Annotated in this window: 27 protein-coding genes; 6 read left to right on the top strand and 21 right to left on the bottom strand. The window is 49.8% G+C overall.

All coding sequences use genetic code 11. From position 1 onward, the window contains the following. Window positions 1-15: 15 nt before the first annotated feature. The 16 genes from PS053_RS13810 to PS053_RS13730 form a co-directional block, all read right to left on the bottom strand. A complete protein-coding gene (locus PS053_RS13810) occupies window positions 16-177 on the bottom strand; it encodes a hypothetical protein (RefSeq protein ID WP_001018524.1) in 162 nt (53 codons plus the stop codon). A 584-nt stretch (window positions 178-761) separates the two neighbouring features. After that, window positions 762-3518 carry a TOPRIM and DUF927 domain-containing protein gene (locus PS053_RS13805; RefSeq protein ID WP_001555747.1) on the bottom strand — a complete coding sequence of 919 codons (2757 nt, stop codon included), beginning with the start codon at window positions 3516-3518 and terminating at the stop codon, window positions 762-764. Then, the gene (locus tag PS053_RS13800) at window positions 3505-3876 is read right to left on the bottom strand and encodes a hypothetical protein (protein WP_001208878.1); all 372 of its coding nucleotides are present in this window, start codon (window positions 3874-3876) and stop codon (window positions 3505-3507) included. Before PS053_RS13800 ends, PS053_RS13805 begins: the two co-directional genes overlap by 14 nt. Beyond that, window positions 3869-4210, bottom strand: coding sequence for a hypothetical protein (locus PS053_RS13795; protein ID WP_000628967.1), 342 nt, complete (start codon window positions 4208-4210; stop codon window positions 3869-3871). The genes PS053_RS13800 and PS053_RS13795 overlap by 8 nt, the downstream gene beginning before the upstream one ends. Before the next feature lie 10 nt (window positions 4211-4220). Next, window positions 4221-4823, bottom strand: a complete 603-nt coding sequence (locus PS053_RS13790) for a hypothetical protein (RefSeq protein ID WP_001058743.1) — start codon at window positions 4821-4823, stop codon at window positions 4221-4223. After that, on the bottom strand, window positions 4816-5037 hold the full coding sequence (locus PS053_RS13785) for a hypothetical protein (RefSeq protein ID WP_000181940.1): 222 nt from the start codon (window positions 5035-5037) through the stop codon (window positions 4816-4818). The genes PS053_RS13790 and PS053_RS13785 overlap by 8 nt, the downstream gene beginning before the upstream one ends. Beyond that, a complete protein-coding gene (locus PS053_RS13780) occupies window positions 5034-5297 on the bottom strand; it encodes a hypothetical protein (protein ID WP_001024679.1) in 264 nt (87 codons plus the stop codon). Before PS053_RS13780 ends, PS053_RS13785 begins: the two co-directional genes overlap by 4 nt. Continuing rightward, window positions 5294-5488, bottom strand: coding sequence for a hypothetical protein (locus PS053_RS13775; RefSeq protein ID WP_001065741.1), 195 nt, complete (start codon window positions 5486-5488; stop codon window positions 5294-5296). The genes PS053_RS13780 and PS053_RS13775 overlap by 4 nt, the downstream gene beginning before the upstream one ends. Beyond that, window positions 5481-6548, bottom strand: coding sequence for an ash family protein (locus tag PS053_RS23225; RefSeq protein ID WP_001437061.1), 1068 nt, complete (start codon window positions 6546-6548; stop codon window positions 5481-5483). Before PS053_RS23225 ends, PS053_RS13775 begins: the two co-directional genes overlap by 8 nt. Next, the gene (locus PS053_RS13760) at window positions 6542-6724 is read right to left on the bottom strand and encodes a DUF4222 domain-containing protein (RefSeq protein ID WP_000476150.1); all 183 of its coding nucleotides are present in this window, start codon (window positions 6722-6724) and stop codon (window positions 6542-6544) included. The genes PS053_RS23225 and PS053_RS13760 overlap by 7 nt, the downstream gene beginning before the upstream one ends. Beyond that, window positions 6717-7550 (bottom strand): antA/AntB antirepressor family protein, encoded by an 834-nt coding sequence (locus PS053_RS13755; RefSeq protein WP_273774109.1) that lies wholly within the window; start codon window positions 7548-7550, stop codon window positions 6717-6719. The genes PS053_RS13760 and PS053_RS13755 overlap by 8 nt, the downstream gene beginning before the upstream one ends. 12 nt (window positions 7551-7562) lie before the next feature. Then, window positions 7563-7994 (bottom strand): hypothetical protein, encoded by a 432-nt coding sequence (locus PS053_RS13750; RefSeq protein WP_000412543.1) that lies wholly within the window; start codon window positions 7992-7994, stop codon window positions 7563-7565. Beyond that, a complete protein-coding gene (locus PS053_RS13745; protein WP_001090781.1) occupies window positions 7994-8197 on the bottom strand; it encodes a helix-turn-helix transcriptional regulator in 204 nt (67 codons plus the stop codon). Before PS053_RS13745 ends, PS053_RS13750 begins: the two co-directional genes overlap by 1 nt. A 114-nt stretch (window positions 8198-8311) precedes the next feature. Continuing rightward, window positions 8312-9277 carry a hypothetical protein gene (locus PS053_RS13740; protein ID WP_001555743.1) on the bottom strand — a complete coding sequence of 322 codons (966 nt, stop codon included), beginning with the start codon at window positions 9275-9277 and terminating at the stop codon, window positions 8312-8314. A 95-nt stretch (window positions 9278-9372) separates the two neighbouring features. Then, a complete protein-coding gene (locus tag PS053_RS13735; RefSeq protein ID WP_001555742.1) occupies window positions 9373-10632 on the bottom strand; it encodes a tyrosine-type recombinase/integrase in 1260 nt (419 codons plus the stop codon). A 188-nt stretch (window positions 10633-10820) separates the two neighbouring features. Beyond that, complete coding sequence (locus PS053_RS13730) at window positions 10821-11684, bottom strand: YicC/YloC family endoribonuclease (protein WP_000621324.1); 864 nt, start codon at window positions 11682-11684, stop codon at window positions 10821-10823. Window positions 11685-11810: 126 nt separating this feature from the next. On the opposite strand from PS053_RS13730, the gene rph reads away from it, so the two are divergent. Together rph and pyrE are read left to right on the top strand one after the other, a co-directional pair. Continuing rightward, window positions 11811-12527 carry a ribonuclease PH gene (gene rph, locus PS053_RS13725; protein WP_001247086.1) on the top strand — a complete coding sequence of 239 codons (717 nt, stop codon included), beginning with the start codon at window positions 11811-11813 and terminating at the stop codon, window positions 12525-12527. Between the two features lie 65 nt (window positions 12528-12592). Continuing rightward, window positions 12593-13234, top strand: a complete 642-nt coding sequence (gene pyrE, locus PS053_RS13720) for an orotate phosphoribosyltransferase (RefSeq protein ID WP_000806157.1) — start codon at window positions 12593-12595, stop codon at window positions 13232-13234. A 36-nt stretch (window positions 13235-13270) separates the two neighbouring features. Here the strand turns inward: pyrE and slmA are convergent, their stop codons facing one another. From slmA to coaBC, 3 genes are all read right to left on the bottom strand, one after another. Continuing rightward, window positions 13271-13867: a nucleoid occlusion factor SlmA gene (slmA, locus tag PS053_RS13715; protein ID WP_000818597.1), complete on the bottom strand. Its 597-nt coding sequence runs from the start codon at window positions 13865-13867 to the stop codon at window positions 13271-13273. Between the two features lie 106 nt (window positions 13868-13973). Continuing rightward, the gene (gene dut / locus PS053_RS13710) at window positions 13974-14432 is read right to left on the bottom strand and encodes a dUTP diphosphatase (RefSeq protein ID WP_000976060.1); all 459 of its coding nucleotides are present in this window, start codon (window positions 14430-14432) and stop codon (window positions 13974-13976) included. Continuing rightward, complete coding sequence (gene coaBC / locus PS053_RS13705) at window positions 14410-15630, bottom strand: bifunctional phosphopantothenoylcysteine decarboxylase/phosphopantothenate--cysteine ligase CoaBC (RefSeq protein WP_059221216.1); 1221 nt, start codon at window positions 15628-15630, stop codon at window positions 14410-14412. Before coaBC ends, dut begins: the two co-directional genes overlap by 23 nt. 171 nt (window positions 15631-15801) lie before the next feature. Here coaBC and radC point away from each other — a divergent pair, with 171 nt between their 5' ends. The 4 genes from radC (at window position 15802) to mutM (ending at window position 18018) form a co-directional block, all read left to right on the top strand. Next, window positions 15802-16470 carry a RadC family protein gene (gene radC / locus PS053_RS13700; protein WP_010340830.1) on the top strand — a complete coding sequence of 223 codons (669 nt, stop codon included), beginning with the start codon at window positions 15802-15804 and terminating at the stop codon, window positions 16468-16470. A gap of 216 nt (window positions 16471-16686) precedes the next feature. Further along, window positions 16687-16923 (top strand): 50S ribosomal protein L28, encoded by a 237-nt coding sequence (gene rpmB / locus PS053_RS13695; protein WP_000091955.1) that lies wholly within the window; start codon window positions 16687-16689, stop codon window positions 16921-16923. 20 nt (window positions 16924-16943) lie between these two features. Beyond that, a complete protein-coding gene (rpmG, locus tag PS053_RS13690; RefSeq protein ID WP_001051798.1) occupies window positions 16944-17111 on the top strand; it encodes a 50S ribosomal protein L33 in 168 nt (55 codons plus the stop codon). A gap of 97 nt (window positions 17112-17208) precedes the next feature. After that, window positions 17209-18018 (top strand): bifunctional DNA-formamidopyrimidine glycosylase/DNA-(apurinic or apyrimidinic site) lyase, encoded by an 810-nt coding sequence (gene mutM / locus PS053_RS13685; protein WP_059245001.1) that lies wholly within the window; start codon window positions 17209-17211, stop codon window positions 18016-18018. 39 nt (window positions 18019-18057) lie between these two features. On the opposite strand, the gene coaD is transcribed toward mutM, so the two are convergent. Both coaD and waaA read right to left on the bottom strand, forming a co-directional pair. Then, window positions 18058-18537, bottom strand: coding sequence for a pantetheine-phosphate adenylyltransferase (coaD, locus tag PS053_RS13680; RefSeq protein WP_001171860.1), 480 nt, complete (start codon window positions 18535-18537; stop codon window positions 18058-18060). A 7-nt stretch (window positions 18538-18544) separates the two neighbouring features. Continuing rightward, window positions 18545-19822: a lipid IV(A) 3-deoxy-D-manno-octulosonic acid transferase gene (gene waaA / locus PS053_RS13675; RefSeq protein WP_000891550.1), complete on the bottom strand. Its 1278-nt coding sequence runs from the start codon at window positions 19820-19822 to the stop codon at window positions 18545-18547. Window positions 19823-20122: the final 300 nt, after the last annotated feature.

Raw genomic sequence — 20122 nt, 5'->3', positions numbered from 1 at the left:
CGATGCCATCCATTTTCACATACAGCCTGCCAGCGCCTTATCTATTAACCCTCGTGCAATTTCATGCAGAGTTGGCGCTACTCCAATTCCTGATTTTTTACGCTGCTCTTCCTGAATTTTCTTTATCGCTTCCATTTGCTTCTCACTTATCAATACCGGCTTTACTGAAATAGCCATAACGCCCCCTTAGAACTGTATAAAACAACAGTTATTATAGTTTCACAAATCGCAATATTCATCATCGTAATTGCAAAATATGAAACAAATAGCACAAAAAAATGCCACCGCTCAGTAGCTGGTGGCATCGTTCTGTGTGTCAGGTTTTGACAGGTTTTTTATGGACTCTAAAAACTATATTTATGGTGTCGCATTACTCTTCACGGCAGGCGCTTTTCAGTTCTGCCCTTGCTTCTGGCTCCATTGGTAATTTGATTCGCGATCAGCTATGCGGATGGTTTGCTGAACAGGCATAACAACTTCTCAGAGGCTGTTTTCTGAACTACGAAAATTTCGTAGTGCTCACTTTCAAAAACGTCACGCCCTTGTACACAGGATTTTACGAAAGTCTCGTAAAACACTCTCTGATGCCAGCCAGGTGTTGTGCGCATCAATTCAGTCACATTGTGTTGGTTCAAAATACCGTGTTGTTGGTTCAGTGTTGGTTCAATAAAAAGAATAAAATCCTTATAAAACAATACTCTTTACAAATTGAACCAACTGAACCAACTGAACCAACACCTTTTCTACGCACATGAAGAAGCTCATTCTTCAGATGAGTTATAATCTCCTGGCTGGTAATTGAGTACATAAACGTTTATTTGTCGTCCCTGAATACGTGGTGATTTTCTTTGGTATCCACGACCGCTGTTTGGTGGGGTTAGCATCCCGGCTTTTTTCAACACTTCAGCAAACTGTTTTGCGTTGAAACCACATGCGATCTCCTTTTCAAATGTGGCCGGGAATGTGTAGAAAATCATTGGGCTTTCGTCATGTTCTCCACGCTGACGGTATCCGGCTAAATCTTTGATGGGCAAATCTGCCGGGCTGTATGGAAATGGTGCAAAACGGCTAAGCCCATAGGCATTAAGAAATGCCTCCGTTTGTTCAATAATCTGCTGATGCTCTTTGTTACCTGTGCCGAACTCGCGCAACCATGCGTTATAGCTGTGCTGTATCGCATCACGGCATGTCTGAGCATCCCAGCCTGTTACAACCTCGCCTAACAACAATGCGGCCTCCAGAATGGCAAATCGCGCGGCTACACGGTGAACCTGCTCACCATAATCGGATGGGATCAGGCTTCTCCATCTGCTTTCGCAGTCACGAACGGTTTTAATAGCCTGTTGCTGGTGGTCTGCCAGCCATTTAATCCACTCACGCCCGGACGCGCCGTGGTGATGCTGGTAAGCGTCTTTCAGTGCGTCTGCGTGCTGTTTTCCGTTCTGGTAATCGTGAAAGCGTACTGCTTTACTCAACGGAATATTCAGCAGTCGCACCAGTTGCCCGGCTTTGGTTTTTCGCCCGGAAGTAGCGATAAATGTTTCTAAATCCATTTCTCCGGTGCTGATTGCCACTGTACGCCAGCGTTTTAGATCCCGGTTTCCACCATCTTTAGCGCCTTGCAGTTTCCCTACACCGTTAAATAACGCATAGGCAGACTGTGAAACGCTGACAGGATCAGCGCCCTGACCAACTTCATCAAGCGGCATTAGTCCGTCATTGTGGGCGGCGGCCTCATTTGCCAGCCCCAGCGCGGTTCCGTACCACGTCAGCCGCAGTAAATCAGGGTTGCCGTATAAGCTGCTCGCCACGTTTGCCGTGGTGGTCTTACCTGCGCTCGACTGCTCATAGAAATGAATGCCGAACCCGTCAGCGCCCACCAGCCCAATCAATGGCGCTGCCAGTGCTGCGCCGATCCCGGTCATCATTGAATAGTTACCAAAGGCCAGACGCGCCACGTTATCACGCCAGCTTTTCGCGCTCCCTGAGACGGTATATCCGGCTGCGGCTGAGCTTCTCCCGCTGAACAGCACAGGATTTTCAGGTGTTCCGATGATTTCCCCATCAGGCATGATGTACGCTCCGCATTGCCAGCCAGTGGCATGAGCAACACGCCACAATTCACGAGAGCCACTGCGTTGTAGCCAGTCTGCCAGTATTGCTCTGAGGCTGCTTTTGGTCGTGACATTTACCCCACCAGCTTTAAGTGTGCGCCATCCTTCACGTTCACCAATATCAGCCAGTGGAATGGCAGCGGTTGTCGGCGTTTCAGAACCAAACGACAGCCAGCGAAGAATGAGATACTGGTCTTTATCGTCTCTGCCAGTACCGATAACGCTTAACGGAGAACATAACCAGCTTTCGTTATTGATGATTTCTCCACTCTGGCTGTCAGCTCTCGGAGATACCCAATAAATACCATCCTCGCGGCTTTCTATTCTTGGTTTCAGTGGGTCGGTATCCATAACCTTAAAATCGCTTCCCTCAATGGTCTGTGGCTCCTGTTTCACGCCATTACCCTGTGGTTGGTACATTGACTTATTGAACGCTTCTGTGGCGCATTTAATGCCGTGTTTTTGGTGGTAATCATTCCAGTCTGCTTTGTGATCTGTCGGGGGTAATGCCACCCATCCAGAAACAGATAAAGCTGCTTTTTCTGCTGCTATTCTCCCCGTGTTTTGTCTTCCTTCGCTGTGGTCGTTATCCGCAGCAATGATGATTTGTGCTGAAGGAAATTTATCCCGCAGTACCTGGGCGACATATAACAGGTTCCCGGCATCAATCGCCGCCACTGTCAGCGCCTCTGGACGAATTAAATGGGCAGATAATGCCGTTGCCAGCCCTTCTGTAATTAAGATGCTCTGTGTTGTTTCTGGCGCGTTTATGGCGTGATATGCCCCCCGCTTTGCTGAACCTCTCAGGAGTCTTTTTTCACCATGTGAGGTAATAGTCTGTGCTGCTGTGACTGCGCCGGATTTATCCACCAGCGCCAGCAACAGAGATCCATCGGGCAACACGGGGAATGTAAAATCACCTACCCCTTTCGCAACCAGATAATCAGATTTGCCGTTTACAGCCTTTCTGCGCATGTCATCAAACTGACGGGAAAACGTATCCCGTCTTTGTTGTTCGTCCTTCTCTGCCCTTTTCAGGCGCTCCTGTTCGCGTCGCTGGCGCTCGGTTTCCAGTTGTTCCCGTTTCTGGCTGGTGGCTTCTGGTGTTTCCGTTGTCCGGTAATCAATACCCAGAACATCAGCGGCAAGAAGCGCCGCCTCTGTTGTGTCGCAGTTATTTACGCGTTTAATTAAATCCAGCCCATCACCAGCGCCGCACTGATTACAGATGAAGCTACCGCGCCCGTTGTCATCGAACCGGAATCGATCTTTGCCCCCACATGCAGGGCAGGGAGCATGACGGCGCGGAGAGTCAGGGACATTTATGTTCAGGCAGCCCAGCACATGAGGCCAGTTGTTTTCAGACGCACTGATAACCTGACGGATAAGATCAATGTTTCGCATCACCGTACCCCACGTGGTCTATAGCGTTTGCGATATGGCTAACCAGCATCTGCCACTTGGTTATTCCGTAATCAGTCAGCATGCCATCATTGTTTAGCCACATATCAAATTCAGCGGTTGTCGCAAGTTTCCACTTATCGCCGTGGACAGTCCTCATTGCTGGGTACATGAATGCGCAAATCAGATCACAAACATCTGACGGCTTCAGAGATGTAGTAATGGTGCGTCCCTCTGGCGTCTGAATTGCCATTTTCTCTTCACCAGTAGAATGAAGGTTATGAATCCACACAGCACCAGCAATCTTTGCCACCTGCTCTCCGATTGCGGAGCTAAGCGCCATTTCTGCATTTTCACGCATGAGAACCTCCCGCTACAGTTGCGCCCATGTCATTAACCATGCTTTGCCATATCTCACGCCCGACGTCAGTCAATCCGTCCTTAGTGACGCAACGCTCAAGAAGCTCGATCCCCACGGTTTCCCACTGCGGGTAGAACACTTTCATGGCTGCCAGTGTGTAGCTATCGATCAGGCTGCGAACGCCTTTTACTCCATTGACGATTTCCACACGTACGGCCTCGCCGTCCGCATCAACCATGAAATAGTCCCCGCCGCTGGTGGAGGTAATGTGGTTATACAGTGCCGACGCATACTTATTTGCCAGCGCATTCAGTCGGAAATTTTTAGTAATCATGGCTCCATCCTCAGTGCGTCACTGGTTCCGCTGGCATGCCGTTTTCATTCAGTTCAGCTATAAAGCTGTTGTGAAGTTCAGCAAGCGTTTCACGACCAAATGGAGTCAGTGCTCCTTGTTCCACATCCATCATGGCTCTGTAGAAAATGATGGCGCGTTCTGTGCCAGACTCGATGCCAAAACGTTCTATCATCGCGCCCTCAATGTTGTTTGCCATAGCGAGGCGCTCTGCTACTGGATACAGCGGCATGGCGACGATGCCGTTGGAATAAACAGCCACTTCGGAAGGATTGCCAGTATCATCAATGATGCTGACAGTGCCGTTTTCCTCTCTCATTTCCAGCATGAATACTGTTGCGATCAGCCATCTCCACATAATGACGTTATGCTGTGATGTGTAATCGAAATATCCCTGGTTGCCGCCATCGGCAATAGCGAGATGTATTGACATACCTTCATCTGGTTTATCGTCATAATCCCCGGCATCCAGACGATTTACGGCATCAATATATGAAACGGCCTCAACGCGTTCTGTCATGCCATCGTTGCTGCGGTACATGATGTTTACGCCGTCAGGCGTTGCTTCTGCATGGAAAGTTAAGAAATTATTCATGTTTCGCCTCGCCTGAATGATTCTGTAACTCATATTTGCCCAACAATTCGTCTGCTTCCTGAATAGCTTCTGGTACGCCATTGAGCAGTGACATAACCGCGCCAATCATTAACTTGTCTCTGTTGCTGGGGCTGGCCCCTTCAAGCCAGAACCCTAAAACAGTCTGAACCTGTTCGATACGACATTGCGCTTCAATGAGCTGGATGTTGGTCATTTCGCACTCTCCGCATCGATTAAACTGATATCTATCAGAGAGGTAACTTTTTGTAGCCAGCTAGTGATTACTGTCGCCTGTTCCCCTCCCACCGATGGAAGAATCTCATTCATCACATGAACCAGACCTGTGCGCGCTCTGGTAAGCCGTTCAGTCGTGCGATCTGCAAGAGTGAATGTGTCTGGATATGGCTCTTCACGGCTCAGCAATGATTCAATTTCCAGCTCACACGGATGACGATAAATTAAGTTGATATTCATTTTTCACCCCCAAGAATTACCAGCTCTGCACGGGCATCGTTAACCAAAGATGAGCACGCTTTAATCGCATCCACGACATCAGTAGCGTCCATTTCTTCAGCCGAAAGACTGACAGCAACCAGGACAGCCGCTGCTTGCTCGATTAATTGAAGTGCGGACGTAAGGCGAGGGGTATTAATTGAGTTATTCATTGGTTTCCCCCGTTTTTACTGGCATTTCGCCACCTTCCAGCAGGAAATGAACGTCACGAACGGCGAGATCCAATATCGCGAGTAACGCCTTCAGTCTTTCGTCTCGTGAGGGAGAGTTGCTCACCAGAATGTCGTTAATCACTTCTGTCAGTGTGATGATCTGGCTTGTGCGTTCGAGGGGATCCATATGCACATCGTAGGTTTTAATCATGTGCCACCTCCATGCGGATACGACCAGCAAAAAAGCAGACGTGATCGCGCACCAGAGAACGGCGAGCATCGCGTTCAGACTCGGCAGCAATATGATGAATTTTGGCGGTAATTGTCGGGCAATCGCGGCGAACTGCGGCGATAATCCAGATAAATTGCGGTTTTTGGGTAGGGGTAGTAGCCAGCATGTGGCAGCCTCCATTCGATAGCATGTAACGCTACCACCGGAAACGCCAATTTCGCTGGTGGTAGCCCAGACAGGGTTGGCGTAACCGGCTCGAATGGATACCGGCGCTTCCGAAGAAGCCCCTGCCTGAGCCACCATTGATTGACAAAGGCGCTGGATTATACACCAACGCCCAAAAAATGGGTGAGTCAGACCTACGACATAAAAAAAGACGCTCGGCGCGTCATATGTCGCCATTCGATTTACCAGGACGCCAATCCCGGCACCCGTTTTATGAGGTGCCTTATAACCATAAACCGTGTTGCCGCATAACGGCAAGCTCTTTTTTATGGACTCCGAAAACTCACTATTGGAAGAACCAGAAGCACAGTACATCGCGCTCATTTCGTTAACGTCACGCGCGTGGACGAAGGTTTTTGTGGAGTCACTACGCGAGCAGAGAAAGCCATCTACGACCAGAAATTCTCTGGCGCAGCCGCTGACCTTCTCAACGCTAACACCATCGACCGTAATTTCTGACATAGTTAAGGCATCCGCTCCTACCACCAGCAAATGATAAACTTTGCTTGTATCTGCTGTATTAATGCCTGACTTTGCTGTCATATTGCTGGATTTTGGCGACATACCAGCCAGTGAAAATGTCTTCTTCTGGGCGGTTAGCATTTGTTAACCTCCGCGAACTCCTTCATGAAACGTGCCAGCGGTTGTACGCATGGCGATTGATACCCGTCGCGATAAAACGTCACTCGGTTGTGAGACACGCTTTCGACAGTAACGAGTGCTCCGTGGGCATCTTTGTAGCGTTTTTGAGGTTGTGGTGTTCCTGTCGGCTTAAACATGGACCGCCTCCAGACGCTTAGCGAGCCAGCGTTGCGACAGGCGGGTGAGTTCTCCTTTGCGCTGCTCATATTCCATGCCCATATCAATTAACGTGATATTGGTGCTTTCGAGATATGAGAGGTGCTCAAGCTGTTCTGCGTTCATATGGTCGCGAGGTTCGCCAGAATAGCCATTTATCCGCGCCCACTGCTTAGCAGTTAGCCCACCAAGAACGATACGAGAAATCATATTGCTCTCGTTTGTGTAGTGGTGTTGCTGCGTCGTTTTCCCCATCTCGGCACGGGCCATATTCAGCGCATCGCACATTGGCTTAAAGTTGTTTGCGGCACTGATACGGGCTTTTAGCTGGCGACGATAGCGGGCGGCGATTTCAGGCACGCTACGCTGTAATTCTTCCTCGCACTGGATGAAATAACGGCGGATAGCGCGCCCCTGATCATTGCGTTCGATCATTGCCAGTTCTTTCGCCATTCCGACACTTAACAGATAGTCTTTGCCGGGTCTGCCAGAGTGCTTAATCTTGCTGTAAGCCGTGCCATTCGGGCTTTTCCCCAAATTTGGGGAAATTGTTTTATGGACTGAGTAATCGTGCCCAATGGTGAAGTCATATTCAGAGATGCGATCAGTGATCCATGTAGAGAAGTCTTTTCCCACGCCCAACGCTTTGTGTAACGCTTTTGCGCTAACAATATTGGTTTCACGCCCACCGATATGACCAGGAATAACCTGGACAATTGCGGCAAATTCATTACCGTTAATTGTGCCCAGAGAGGCGTTCAGATGAGGGGCGGCCTCAGAAATTAATCTGCTTTTTTCGATGTTCATTTTCAGTCTCCGTTAGGCGGCGTTAAACGCGTTCGGGTAGAGTTTCAGAATGTCGGCAATTTCCTGCTGAGAAAGTCCGTTGTGATCATTTATGTTCGCAAGATGGTTAACATGAGTGATCACTTTCAGAACATCACCACGGCAGGAGAAACGGTAGCGAAGGTGTGTTCCGATACCATCAGGATTCTTTTCGTCGATACGCTCCAGAGTGATTCCAAGCTGGCGTTCTAACTCTGTTGCATAGTTACGACCAGAAGACAGACGGCAGTAGCGAAGAATGTCATTTTCTGTCCATCCCTCTATACCAGTACGCAGCATATAGACTCTGGCACGATGCTTTTTCGGTGTGCGCTTTGGTTCTTGAAGGGATTTTGTAAGGGGCGTAACATCAGATACGCGAATATCTGAATTAGCCGCCTGTAATGGGCGGTTTTTCTTTTCCATCAGGCCACCTTCCCGCGGCGTTCTGCCAGCCAGTTGTGAATCTCAACCGCATCAAACGCAGTTATTTTTTCTCCCAGCTTTACCGGACGTGGTAGTGAACCGTTTCTTACTTTACGGTCGATGGTGGATACACTAACGCCCAGCAATTCAGCCAGGCGGAAGCGTCTGATATAGCCTTTTGTAGGAATAGTGTCGGTGTTCATGCTTCCCGTAACCTCTTAGCGATAGTTGTTGCTTCGTTACGGGAGGAAGTATCTGTACATATATGAACAATAAAAAGGCACAGTAATGATACTGTGCCTGAATAGTTAGCTACTCTACCCCTTACCGTTGGCGGCAGCACGTAAGTGTCTCAAAATCACATCTTCATTTGTGATTGCTAACGGTGGAATTTCGTCTTTATGAGCCACTATGCAATCCCGCCACTTCTCAGGGCTTATTTCTTTCTTTTTGCCACGGCATTCATCAGGATACTTTGACAAAAGATATATTGCTGATTTGAAAAGTTTTTCCCTGTTTTCAGCATGTCTCTCGGCATTATGGTTGCTATTTTTTATTTCAGGTATTAGTTCCTGTTCTACCGCCATTTCGTATCGTTTTTTGCTCTTAGCTGCGTCAAAACTTCCATTAACCTTTGCGTCGTGAAGATATTCTAAATCAGCCTTTGTTATATAAATGTTTTTATCTGACAGGCTACTCAGGTGAATCTGGGAACTTTGCATTTTGAATTTATATAGATCACAATCAAATGTTGCTTCAAGTCGCACATATGGCTCTCCACATTCTTGTGAATGATAATGTCGTGTTGTACTACCGCGTACACGCAACAATCCGCATGCAATTGATTTTCTTACAATAAAAGAGTTTTTGCCAATTTGTTCAAAAACATTTTTATTGTCTCTGTCTTCAACTGTCAGTGGTTTATGTGCATAAAATAGCTCATAAGCACCGCTTTCAGATGCTGGGATATAAACTTCGTTGCTTGCGCTGGTAATAAGAAAAGGAAATGTAAACCTTACTTCTTCTGGGTACATAAGTAATAAATCAGTTATAAAATCAGCATCTTTTTTGAAGTGGATGGCGGCATCAGCTTCAATGAAATCAAGAAAGTCAGCATAGACATAAAAGTCTATATGTAGTCTATCTTTCCAATGCCATATATCATCAATTTCACAATTTAATAATTTTGATGCTCGCTCTATCGTGCAGTAGTCCAAAGGTGGAATACCTGATTCCTGCCATAAATTTCTATGCACCGCAGTTGTTTCATGAGAGTCGTTCATTGCGTCACCTTTTACGCTGCGCCTTATTTTGTGATTGAGCCAGGCGGTAAGGCTTCCCGCTTTTCGCCCCGTCGAGCTAGGCTCAATCTATTCAGTTAGTTCGCCCTTCTGAGAGGCGTTACGTTGTAGTCTTTTCCGCTTTCCAGTGCCACCAGCAGATCAGCCCACTGTGCCAGTGCTGCTTTACGCTCATCAAAATACTGATGGCGGTTATAAATCCCCTCTACGCCCTTAATGCGATGATTGAGGCATCGTTCCGCCACAACAGGATCAACACCCAACGCTGCTAAATGAGTACGTGCGGTGCGTCGGAAGTCGTGAATCGTGAAATTAGGCACATCCGGCATTTCGGCGCGAACCTTAGCCAGTGCTACGGGTAAAGTGCTTTCCTGAATATGTGGGATCATTCTGTTTTGCATCTTCCTGGCCGGAAGCACCCATGCGCTATTACATGAAAAGGTGTGTAGCTCTCTCAACCATTCAACGGCTGGGGAAGGTAGAGGTATATCAATAGGGTCTCCGTTTTTGCTGCGTTCTTCCGGCAAATGCCATACCGCACCATCTAAATCAAACTCTTCCCATCGTGCGGCGCATAACTCCATCTTACGAACGCATAGTGCCAGCAATAGCTTAAATGTCAGTTCGTTCTGGCGGCTGAATCCTTTTGCGGTGCGCATAGCCTCGAATAGCCTGATAAGCTCATCGCGAGTTAGCCAACGGTCGCGGGAAACCTCTTTACCACCAGCATCAGATACTTCAAACGCTGAACAAGGGTTTATCTCCAGAGCGTGGCGTTTTATCCCATAGTCAAAGATACGGCGTGTCCAGCGTAATACATCTGTTGCTATCGTTGGTGCTCCTCGGTCAACGATACCTTTCAACATGTCGTCAATGTGGCGTGGCTTAACGTCCTCTACCTTCATATGCCCAATGCAGGGGTTAATATCCTTATCAATTCTCCGGCGAAGGATATCGGGATGTTTCCATCTCGGAAGTATCTGGCGCTCGAAGTATTCGGAGGCCAGATCTGAAACACGCATGGCGTTTTTCTCAGCCTCCATTTTTGCCAGTGCTTCAGCTTTTCGTTCCTGTTTCTCTGCTGCTACGTCATAGCCAAGAGCAACTCTGGCTGACAGCTCTTTTGCTGTTTCTCTGGCTTTTGATAGTGACAGTTCGGAGTAAGAGCCTATAACCATAGCCCGCTGCTTTCCTGCGAGCTTATAGCGGAATCGCCAGAACGGGACTGTGTAGTTTTTGGGGTAGCAAATATAAAGGCCGTTGCCGTCTGCCTTGCCATCAAATCTGTCTCCCGCCTTTATCCATGCGCGGATCTGCATATCTGTGAGTTTTGGCATTGCGAATACCTGAATATCGAATATGGGTGTGTACATAAAGCAATGTACATGAAAGTCATTATGTACACCTCTATGTACACGCATATTGTGCGCTTTGTTGCGTCGTTATGATAGCTCATGATAACAAAAAAGCCCGACATTTCGCGGGCTTTGTGTTTTTTTGCTGCTTGGTGATTTTTACTGATGGCTTATTCGATATTCTGGATCTGTTCGCGCATTTGCTCGATCAACACCTTCAGCTCAATGGCGGAGTTTGTTACTTCGGCATTGATAGACTTCGAGGCCAGAGTGTTCGACTCGCGGTTGAACTCCTGCATCATAAAGTCCAGGCGGCGGCCAACCGCTTCTTTCTTCTTCAGAATGTTGTAGGTCTCTTTGACATGCGCTTCCAGCCGGTCCAGCTCTTCGGCAACGTCAATACGCTGCGCCAGCAGAACCAGCTCCTGTTCCAGACGGTTGTTCTCCAACTGTACCTGGGCATCTTCCAGTTTCGCGACCAGGCGTTCACGCTGCCATTGCAGAATTTCAGGCATATGGGCACGGACCTTAGCCACTTCGGCAGTGACGCCCTCCAGGCGCTGCTCGATCAACGCTTTTAGCGCCTGACCTTCGGTTTCACGGGCGACGATAAAGTCGTCCAGGGCGCCGTCCAGCGCAGCGAGAATTTCGGCGGCGATGGCGTCGAGATCCTGCTCCTGGGCGGCCATTACACCCGGCCAGCGGAGAATATCAACCGGGTTGATTTCCCCTTCGTCACTCTGCATTTTTACCCAGTTCGCGGCGGTTACCAGCTGTTTTGCCAGTTTTTCGTTGAGAATCAGTTCACCCTGTGCGCTGACATCTGGCTCATAGCGCAAAGTACATTCCACTTTCCCTCGTGTCAGACGAGAGCGAATACGCTCGCGAACGACAGGTTCAAGGCTACGGAACTGCTCCGGCAGACGAAAGTAAGTTTCCAGATAACGCTGGTTTACCGAGCGCATTTCCCATGTTGCGCTCCCCCATTCACCCTTGATTTCACGCCGGGCGTAGGCGGTCATACTGCGGATCATAGACGTTCCTGTTTTTGAAAGGAGAGGTGGAAGGATTATAGCCATCGATGTCTTGTCAGGATAGGAATAACCGCCGGAAGTCCGTATAATGCGCAGCCACATTTGTTTCAAGCCGGAGATTTCAATATGCGTCCAGCAGGCCGTAGCAATAATCAGGTGCGTCCCGTTACCTTGACTCGTAACTATACAAAACATGCAGAAGGCTCGGTGCTGGTCGAATTTGGCGATACGAAAGTACTGTGTACTGCCTCTATTGAAGAAGGCGTGCCGCGTTTCCTGAAAGGTCAGGGGCAGGGCTGGATCACCGCAGAATACGGTATGCTGCCGCGTTCCACGCACACTCGCAACGCCCGTGAAGCAGCGAAAGGTAAGCAGGGCGGACGCACAATGGAAATCCAGCGTCTGATTGCCCGGGCATTGCGTGCCGCGGTGGATTTGAAAGCGCTTGGTGAATTCACCATTACGCTGGACTGCGACGTGTTGCAGGCGGATGGCGGCACGCGCACCGCGTCGATTACTGGCGCATGTGTCGCACTGGCAGATGCGCTGAATAAACTGGTTGAGAATGGCAAGCTGAAAACCAATCCGATGAAAGGGATGGTGGCTGCGGTTTCTGTCGGAATTGTGAACGGCGAAGCGATTTGCGATCTGGAATACGTTGAAGACTCAGCCGCTGAAACAGACATGAACGTGGTGATGACCGAAGACGGGCGCATCATTGAAGTGCAGGGGACGGCAGAAGGCGAGCCGTTCACCCATGAAGAGCTACTCACCTTGTTGGCGCTGGCCCGAGGGGGAATCGAATCCATTGTAGCGACGCAGAAGGCGGCGCTGGCAAACTGATTTTTAAGGCGACTGATGAGTCGCCTTTTTTTTGTCCGTAAAAAAGTAAGATGAGGAGCGAAGGCATGAAACCATATCAGCGCCAGTTTATTGAATTTGCGCTTGGCAAGCAGGTATTAAAGTTTGGCGAGTTTACGCTGAAATCCGGGCGCAAGAGCCCCTATTTCTTCAACGCCGGACTGTTTAATACCGGGCGCGACCTGGCGCTGTTAGGCCGTTTTTACGCTGAAGCGTTGGTGGATTCTGGCATTGAGTTCGATCTGCTGTTTGGCCCTGCTTACAAAGGGATCCCGATTGCGACCACAACCGCTGTGGCGCTGGCGGAACATCATGACCGCGACCTGCCGTACTGCTTTAACCGCAAAGAAGCAAAAGACCACGGTGAAGGCGGCAATCTGGTGGGTAGCGCGTTACAAGGACGCGTAATGCTGGTGGATGATGTGATCACCGCCGGAACAGCGATTCGCGAGTCGATGGAAATTATTCAGGCCAATGGTGCGACGCTTGCTGGCGTGTTGATTTCGCTCGATCGCCAGGAACGGGGTCGTGGCGAGATTTCGGCGATTCAGGAAGTTGAGCGTGATTACAACTGCAAGGTGATCTCTATCATCACCCTGAACGATCTGATTGCTTATCTGGAAGAGAAGCCGGAAATGGCGGAACACCTGGCGGCGGTTAAGGCTTATCGCGAAGAGTTCGGGGTTTAAAGAAACTCGCCGGATGGAAAGTCATCCGGCGTCATATTACTGCAACTGCGCGGCAATCAGCGGCCAGCGGGCGTCAAAATCGTCTGTCGGACGGTATTTAAACTCGCTGCGGACAAAGCGTGACAGCATACCTTCACAAAACGCCAGCAATTGGCTCGCCAGTAGCGTTTCATCGGTAGTGTAGCCCTCACCTTCACGCATCTTCTTTTCACGCAATACCTGACGTAACTGCGCTTCAATACGCTCGAACAGTTGGTTGATGCGCCCTTGCAGGCGGTCTTGTTCAAACATCAGCGCGTGCCCGGTGAGGATACGGGTCAGGCCAGGATTACGCTCGCCAAAGCCGAGGATCAGCAACACAATCAGACGCAGTCGCGCAGTCGTGTCCTTCTCATCTTTCAGAATCAGGTTGATGCGGGTAATCAGACTATCTTCGATAAACTCAATCAGGCTATCGAACATGCGGGTCTTGCTGGGGAAGTGGCGATACAGTGCCGCTTCGGAAACGCCGACAGAGGCGGCCAGTTTTGCCGTCGTGATACGCTGGCTTCCATCACTGGATTCCAGCATCAGCGCCAGAGACTGAAGTATTTCTTCGCGACGGTTCCTTTTCGCAGTTTGTTTTTCTGCCATGTTACAAAATACCCCTGAAAATAAGCACTTGCCAGGCGGCACCCACGTTATGACCGCAAACGAAATGTTTGCGGCAATGTTATGACATTATTTGGATGCGTATGTGTTACTGACGACCAGAGTGACCAAATCCGCCTTCACCGCGGTCGGTGGCGTCAAATTCTTCAACCAGATTAAATTCAGCCTGTACCACAGGAACAAAAATCATCTGCGCAATACGTTCGCCAGGTTGAATGATGAAGCTGTCCTGACCGCGGTTCCATACGGAGATCATCAACTGGCCCTGGTAATCGGAGTCGATCAATCCAACCAGGTTGCCAAGCACGATACCGTGTTTATGGCCCAGCCCGGAACGCGGCAACATCATCGCCGCCAGTGAAGGGTCGGCAATATGAATCGCCAGCCCGGTCGGTACCAGGGTGGTGTCGCCCGGCGCCAGTTCTACGGCGTCGTCGAGACAGGCGCGCAGGTCAAGTCCGGCAGAACCAGAGGTGGCATAAGTCGGGAGCGGAAATTCCTTCCCAATGCGCGGGTCCAGAATCTTAACGTCGATTTTTTTCATCATAACGGGTCACGATCTCGTCGAGTAATAATTGGCCAAGGAGCTCTTTTCGCTCAAGCGGTAAGACTTTGTCTCCATCCTGCCAGAAAAGGTGTAGTGCATTACTGTCGCTATTAAATCCTTGAGTTGGCTGTGAAACATCGTTCGCGCAGATCAAATCAAGGTTTTTACGGATTCGTTTTTGCCGGGCGTATTCTTCCACATTATTTGTTTCGGCGGCAAATCCAACGACGTACGGTCGATGGTCTTTTAGTGCGGCAACACCGGCGACAATATCAGGGTTTTTAACCATTTTTATTGTTAATTCATCGCCCTGCGTAGCCTGCTTTTTGATTTTTTCACGGGCCACGGTAGCAGCGCGATAATCCGCCACAGCGGCGCAACCAATAAAAATATTTTGCTGCTGTACTGAAGCCTTCACGGCAGCTTCCATCTCCAGCGCGGTCATCACATCAATACGTTGCACAAACGGCGGCGTCGGTAGTGAAACCGGGCCAGATACCAGCGTAACGTTCGCTCCACGACGAGCAGCGGCGGCGGCGATGGCAAAACCCATCTTGCCGGAGCTGTGATTGGAGATATAACGCACCGGATCGAGCGGTTCACGCGTTGGACCGGCGGTAATCATAATGTTCAGATGTTTCAGGTCGTTGACGGGTGAGAAATGGGCCACCGCCATCTCCACAATGGTTAACGGATCGAGCATTCGCCCGGGGCCGATATCACCACAAGCCTGACTGCCGCTATCGGGTCCCCAGATAAGCAAACCACGAGAGGCAAGCACCTCCAAATTATGCTGGGTAGCCGCAGCACGGAACATCTGCTGGTTCATGGCGGGTAGCACGGCAACAGGCGCAGGCGTAGCCAGGCAAATCGTCGACACCAGATCATTCGCCATACCGGCAGCAACGCGGGCAATTAAATCCGCCGTGGCAGGAGCGAGAATCACTAAATCAGCCCATTTACCCAGCTCAATATGGCCCATAGCGGCTTCGGCAGCCGGGTCAAGCAGACTGTCGGAAACGGGATAACCAGAAACCGCCTGTAAGCTAAGTGGAGTGATAAAGGCTTTTGCCGCTTCGGTCATTGCCACGCGGACGTCGGCCCCGCGATCGCGCAAACGACGCACCAGTTCAGGGGTTTTATAGGCAGCAATACCGCCGCTGACACCGAGAACGATTTTTTTACCGGCCAGGCTCATGATGATTTTTCCTGTTGGGTGACACCAGAAGTTGGCGATTTTATCACAATACTTTTGTTGTCGTGCTTTCACCTGAGAATCACTTTGCGAGGCGCTTTCCAGGATTGAAAACAGGCCGTCGATTTAACCGGGCGACTATGACAGGATGCGCCCTCCACAAAGGAGGTGAAGGTGAAGAGCAATACAGAATTGTTGATGCCGCGCGAAAAAATGCTGAGGCTGGGTATTAGCTCACTAACGGATGTTGAACTGCTGGCGCTGTTTCTGCGTACCGGAACGCGCGGCAAAGATGTGCTAACGCTGTCGAAAGAAATGCTGGAGAATTTTGGTTCTCTCTACGGCTTGTTATCCTCTGAATACGAACAATTTAGCGGCGTTCATGGCATTGGTGTGGCGAAATTCGCCCAGCTAAAAGGGATTGCTGAACTGGCGCGGCGTTACTACAACGTGCGAATGCGTGAAGAAAGCCCGCTACTTAGCCCAGAGATGACGCGTGAATTTTTACAAAGCCAATTGACTGGCGAAGAACGCGAGATCTTTATGGTGATCTTTCTCGACTCTCAGCATAGAGTCCTTACCCATAGCCGGCTGTTTTCCGGCACGCTAAACCATGTGGAAGTGCATCCCCGGGAGATCGTTCGCGAAGCGATAAAAATAAACGCGTCGGCGCTGATCCTTGCCCATAATCACCCTTCGGGTTGTGCTGAGCCCAGTAAAGCGGATAAACTCATTACCGAACGGATAATAAAGAGTTGTCAGTTCATGGAATTACGCGTGCTCGACCATATCGTGATTGGGCGTGGAGAATATGTTTCTTTTGCCGAACGCGGCTGGATTTAATCCGCTATGCGCGATCCTTCGGGATCTTTGTCTGTTCGGGACTTGAGCACATCGCCGAGTCAGCGTATACTACGCCACCTTTGAGAATCTCGGGTTTGGCATTTGGGCCTGGCAATCGAGAGTTCACATAGAACTGCGATGACCGGGCTGTAAAGCCTGACGAGGCGCCAATACCCCATACGAAGCTCGAGCTAATTTGATTTTTGGAGAATAGACATGTCCCGAGTCTGCCAAGTTACTGGCAAGCGTCCGGTGACCGGTAACAACCGTTCCCACGCACTGAACGCGACTAAACGCCGTTTCCTGCCTAACCTGCACTCTCACCGTTTCTGGGTTGAGAGCGAGAAGCGTTTTGTCACCCTGCGTGTATCTGCTAAAGGTATGCGTGTAATCGATAAAAAAGGCATCGATACAGTTCTGGCTGAACTGCGTGCCCGTGGCGAAAAGTACTAAGTACTTAGAGGAAATAAATCATGGCTAAAGGTATTCGTGAGAAAATCAAGCTGGTTTCTTCTGCTGGTACTGGTCACTTCTATACCACTACGAAGAACAAACGTACTAAGCCGGAAAAACTGGAACTGAAAAAATTCGATCCAGTTGTTCGCCAGCACGTGATCTACAAAGAAGCGAAAATCAAATAATTCTCGCTTTGTTGTGACAAAAAACCTCGCTCCGGCGGGGTTTTTTGTTATCTGCCTGTCCCCATATTATTTGCATCTGTTCATTCCCGGAGATGCTATGCCTGAATTACCCGAAGTTGAAACCAGTCGTCGCGGCATTGAACCACACCTCGTTGGCGCGACCATCCTTCATGCAGTTGTGCGCAACGGTCGTTTGCGCTGGCCGGTTTCGGAAGAAATCTACCGTTTAAGCGATCAGCCCGTACTTAGCGTGCAGCGCCGCGCTAAATATCTGCTGCTGGAGCTGCCAGAGGGCTGGATTATCATCCATCTGGGGATGTCTGGCAGCTTGCGCATCCTTCCTGAAGAACGTCCCCCTGAAAAGCATGATCACGTTGATTTGGTGATGAGCAACGGCAAAGTGCTGCGCTACACCGATCCCCGCCGCTTTGGCGCCTGGCTGTGGACCAGGGCGCTGGAAGGGCATAATGTGTTGGCCCATCTTGGGCCGGAACCGCTTAGCGATGATTTTAACGGTGAATACCTGCATCAAAAGTGCGCCAAGAAAAAGACAGCGATTAAACCCTGGTTGATGGATAACAAACTGGTAGTGGGCGTGGGAAATATCTACGCCAGTGAATCGCTGTTTGCGGCGGGGATCCATCCTGATCGGCTGGCATCATCGCTGTCATTGGCAGAATGTGAACTTCTGGTGCGGATGATTAAAACGGTGCTGTTGCGGTCGATTGAGCAAGGCGGCACCACGCTGAAGGATTTTCTGCAAAGCGACGGTAAACCGGGGTATTTTGCGCAGGAATTACAGGTTTACGGACGTAAAGGTGAGCCGTGTCGGGTATGCGGTACGCCGATTGTAGCGACTAAACACGCGCAGCGGGCAACGTTTTATTGCAGGCAGTGTCAGAAGTGATTGGTGCGGGCCGGATGGTCATGCCATCCGGCATAAAGGCTACGCTAATTTCGCCATCAGCGCCTGATGGACATTCTCTGGCAGGAAATGGGTGACATCGCCCTGATGACGAGCCACCTCTTTGACCAGTGAAGAAGAGATAAATGACCACTCTTTCGAAGGCATCAGAAAGACGCTTTCCAGTTCCGGCATCAGATGGCGATTCATATGCGCCAGTTGCATTTCATATTCAAAATCTGCAACTGCCCGCAAGCCACGAATCAGCACCGTGGCTTGTTGCTTACGTGCGAAGTTCGCCATCAAATCACTGAAACCGACCACCTCAACGTTGCTCAGATGTGCAGTGGCTTGCTGCGCCAGCGCCACGCGCTCTTCGAGGCTAAACATCGGTTTTTTGCTGGGGCTGGCGGCAATTGCCAGAATAACGTGATCGAACATCTGCGTGGCGCGCGTCACGATATCGATATGACCATTGGTAATGGGATCGAAAGTCCCCGGATAAATCGCCCGTTTTTGCATAACAACCTCAATGCGTTTTCGGTGGCAGGTAAGGTTCCAGCAGTTGAAGCAGACGCTGCAACGCGCCCTGGTTTTGATACAGTACTTCAACGGCATGGCGGCCATAGAAACTACGGTAGTCGGCGTCGGTGAGTAAAGAGGAGACCTCTTTTGCCAGTGACGTGGCATCAGTGACGGTAATCAGTCCGTTTGCTTGTTCCAGCCGTGCGCAGATATCTTTAAAGTTAAAGGTATGTGGCCCCATCAGTACCGGAATAGCGTGCGCAGCGGCTTCCAGCGGATTATGCCCGCCGCGTTCGACCAGTGAACCGCCAACAAAAGCGAGATCGGCAATGCCGTACAGCAACATCAGCTCACCCATCGTATCACCTACCACAACCTGCGTGCTGGTGGAGGGGACTTCGCCTGAAGAGCGTGTGATATAGCTTAGACCAGCCTGGCGAACAAGGTTAATCGCATCCGGGAAGCGTTCTGGATGACGCGGAACAAGAATGAGCAATAAATTCGGGAACTGTTGCAACAGCGCCTGATGCGCGGCAATCACTACGCTCTCTTCGCCATCGTGAGTGCTGGTGGCAATCCATACTGGACGATGCGGCGCCCATTGACGGCGCAACGTAACGGCTTTAGCAGCTAACTGTGGCGTTACAGAAATATCAAACTTCAGGCTACCGGTAACGGTCACCTGATTATTTTTTGCGCCCAGGGCGACAAAACGTGCACCATCTTCTTCATTTTGCGCAGCAATCAATGTAATACGGCGCAACAAGCGGCGAACAAATTTACCCAGTCTGGCGTAACCTGCGGCAGAGCGCGCAGAGAGTCGCGCGTTGGCGATAACCAACGGAATTTTGCGTTTATGCAAAGCTGCTATCAGGTTTGGCCATAGCTCGGTTTCCATAATCAACACCAGTTTAGGGTCGACTTTATTGAGGAAACGGTTGAGCGCATCGGGCAAGTCGTAAGGCAGATAGACGTGCTGAACATCTTTACCGAAAGCCGACAGTACGCGCTCCGAGCCGGTTGGCGTCATGGTTGTGACGGTAATCGGCAAATCAGGATAACGATGACGTAGCGCGCGCACTAATGGGATCGCCGCCAGTGTTTCACCGACGGAAACAGAGTGCAGCATAATGCCGCCTGGCTTTAGCGGATGGCGGTAAAATCCGTAACGTTCACCCCAGCGTTTTCGATAGGCCGGAGCCTTACGTCCGCGCACCCAAAGTCGTATCCAGATCAGCGGCTGAATAAGGTAGAGAAGGGCGGTGTAAAGCAATTCGAGCATAATAAATAGCTGACTTATGGATGTGCTGGGGATTCTATGTATTTAGCTGTGGCTTTACCATTACTTTTCCCGCTTTTGACTGAAATAGCTGCTGTTTGGTCTAATCCGCCGCTACATCTTCAGTTTTTTTGTATTTTTATGCGATTCATTGAAAATCGACCAGATTTGTAATCTTCAGGTTAATAGCTTAGGAATTATCGGCATCAAGGTGTCAAATTATCTGTATGATTTTATTTATTAAAACATATATTGTGTATAAAAATCATTCGGATCGGATTGCAGCGAAAGAAATGATACACT

The organism is Escherichia albertii, from assembly GCF_028622335.1.
GTDB lineage: Bacteria > Pseudomonadota > Gammaproteobacteria > Enterobacterales > Enterobacteriaceae > Escherichia > Escherichia albertii.
The sequence above is the reverse complement of the archived record's forward strand: the minus strand, read 5'-3'. Positions and strand labels throughout refer to the sequence as shown.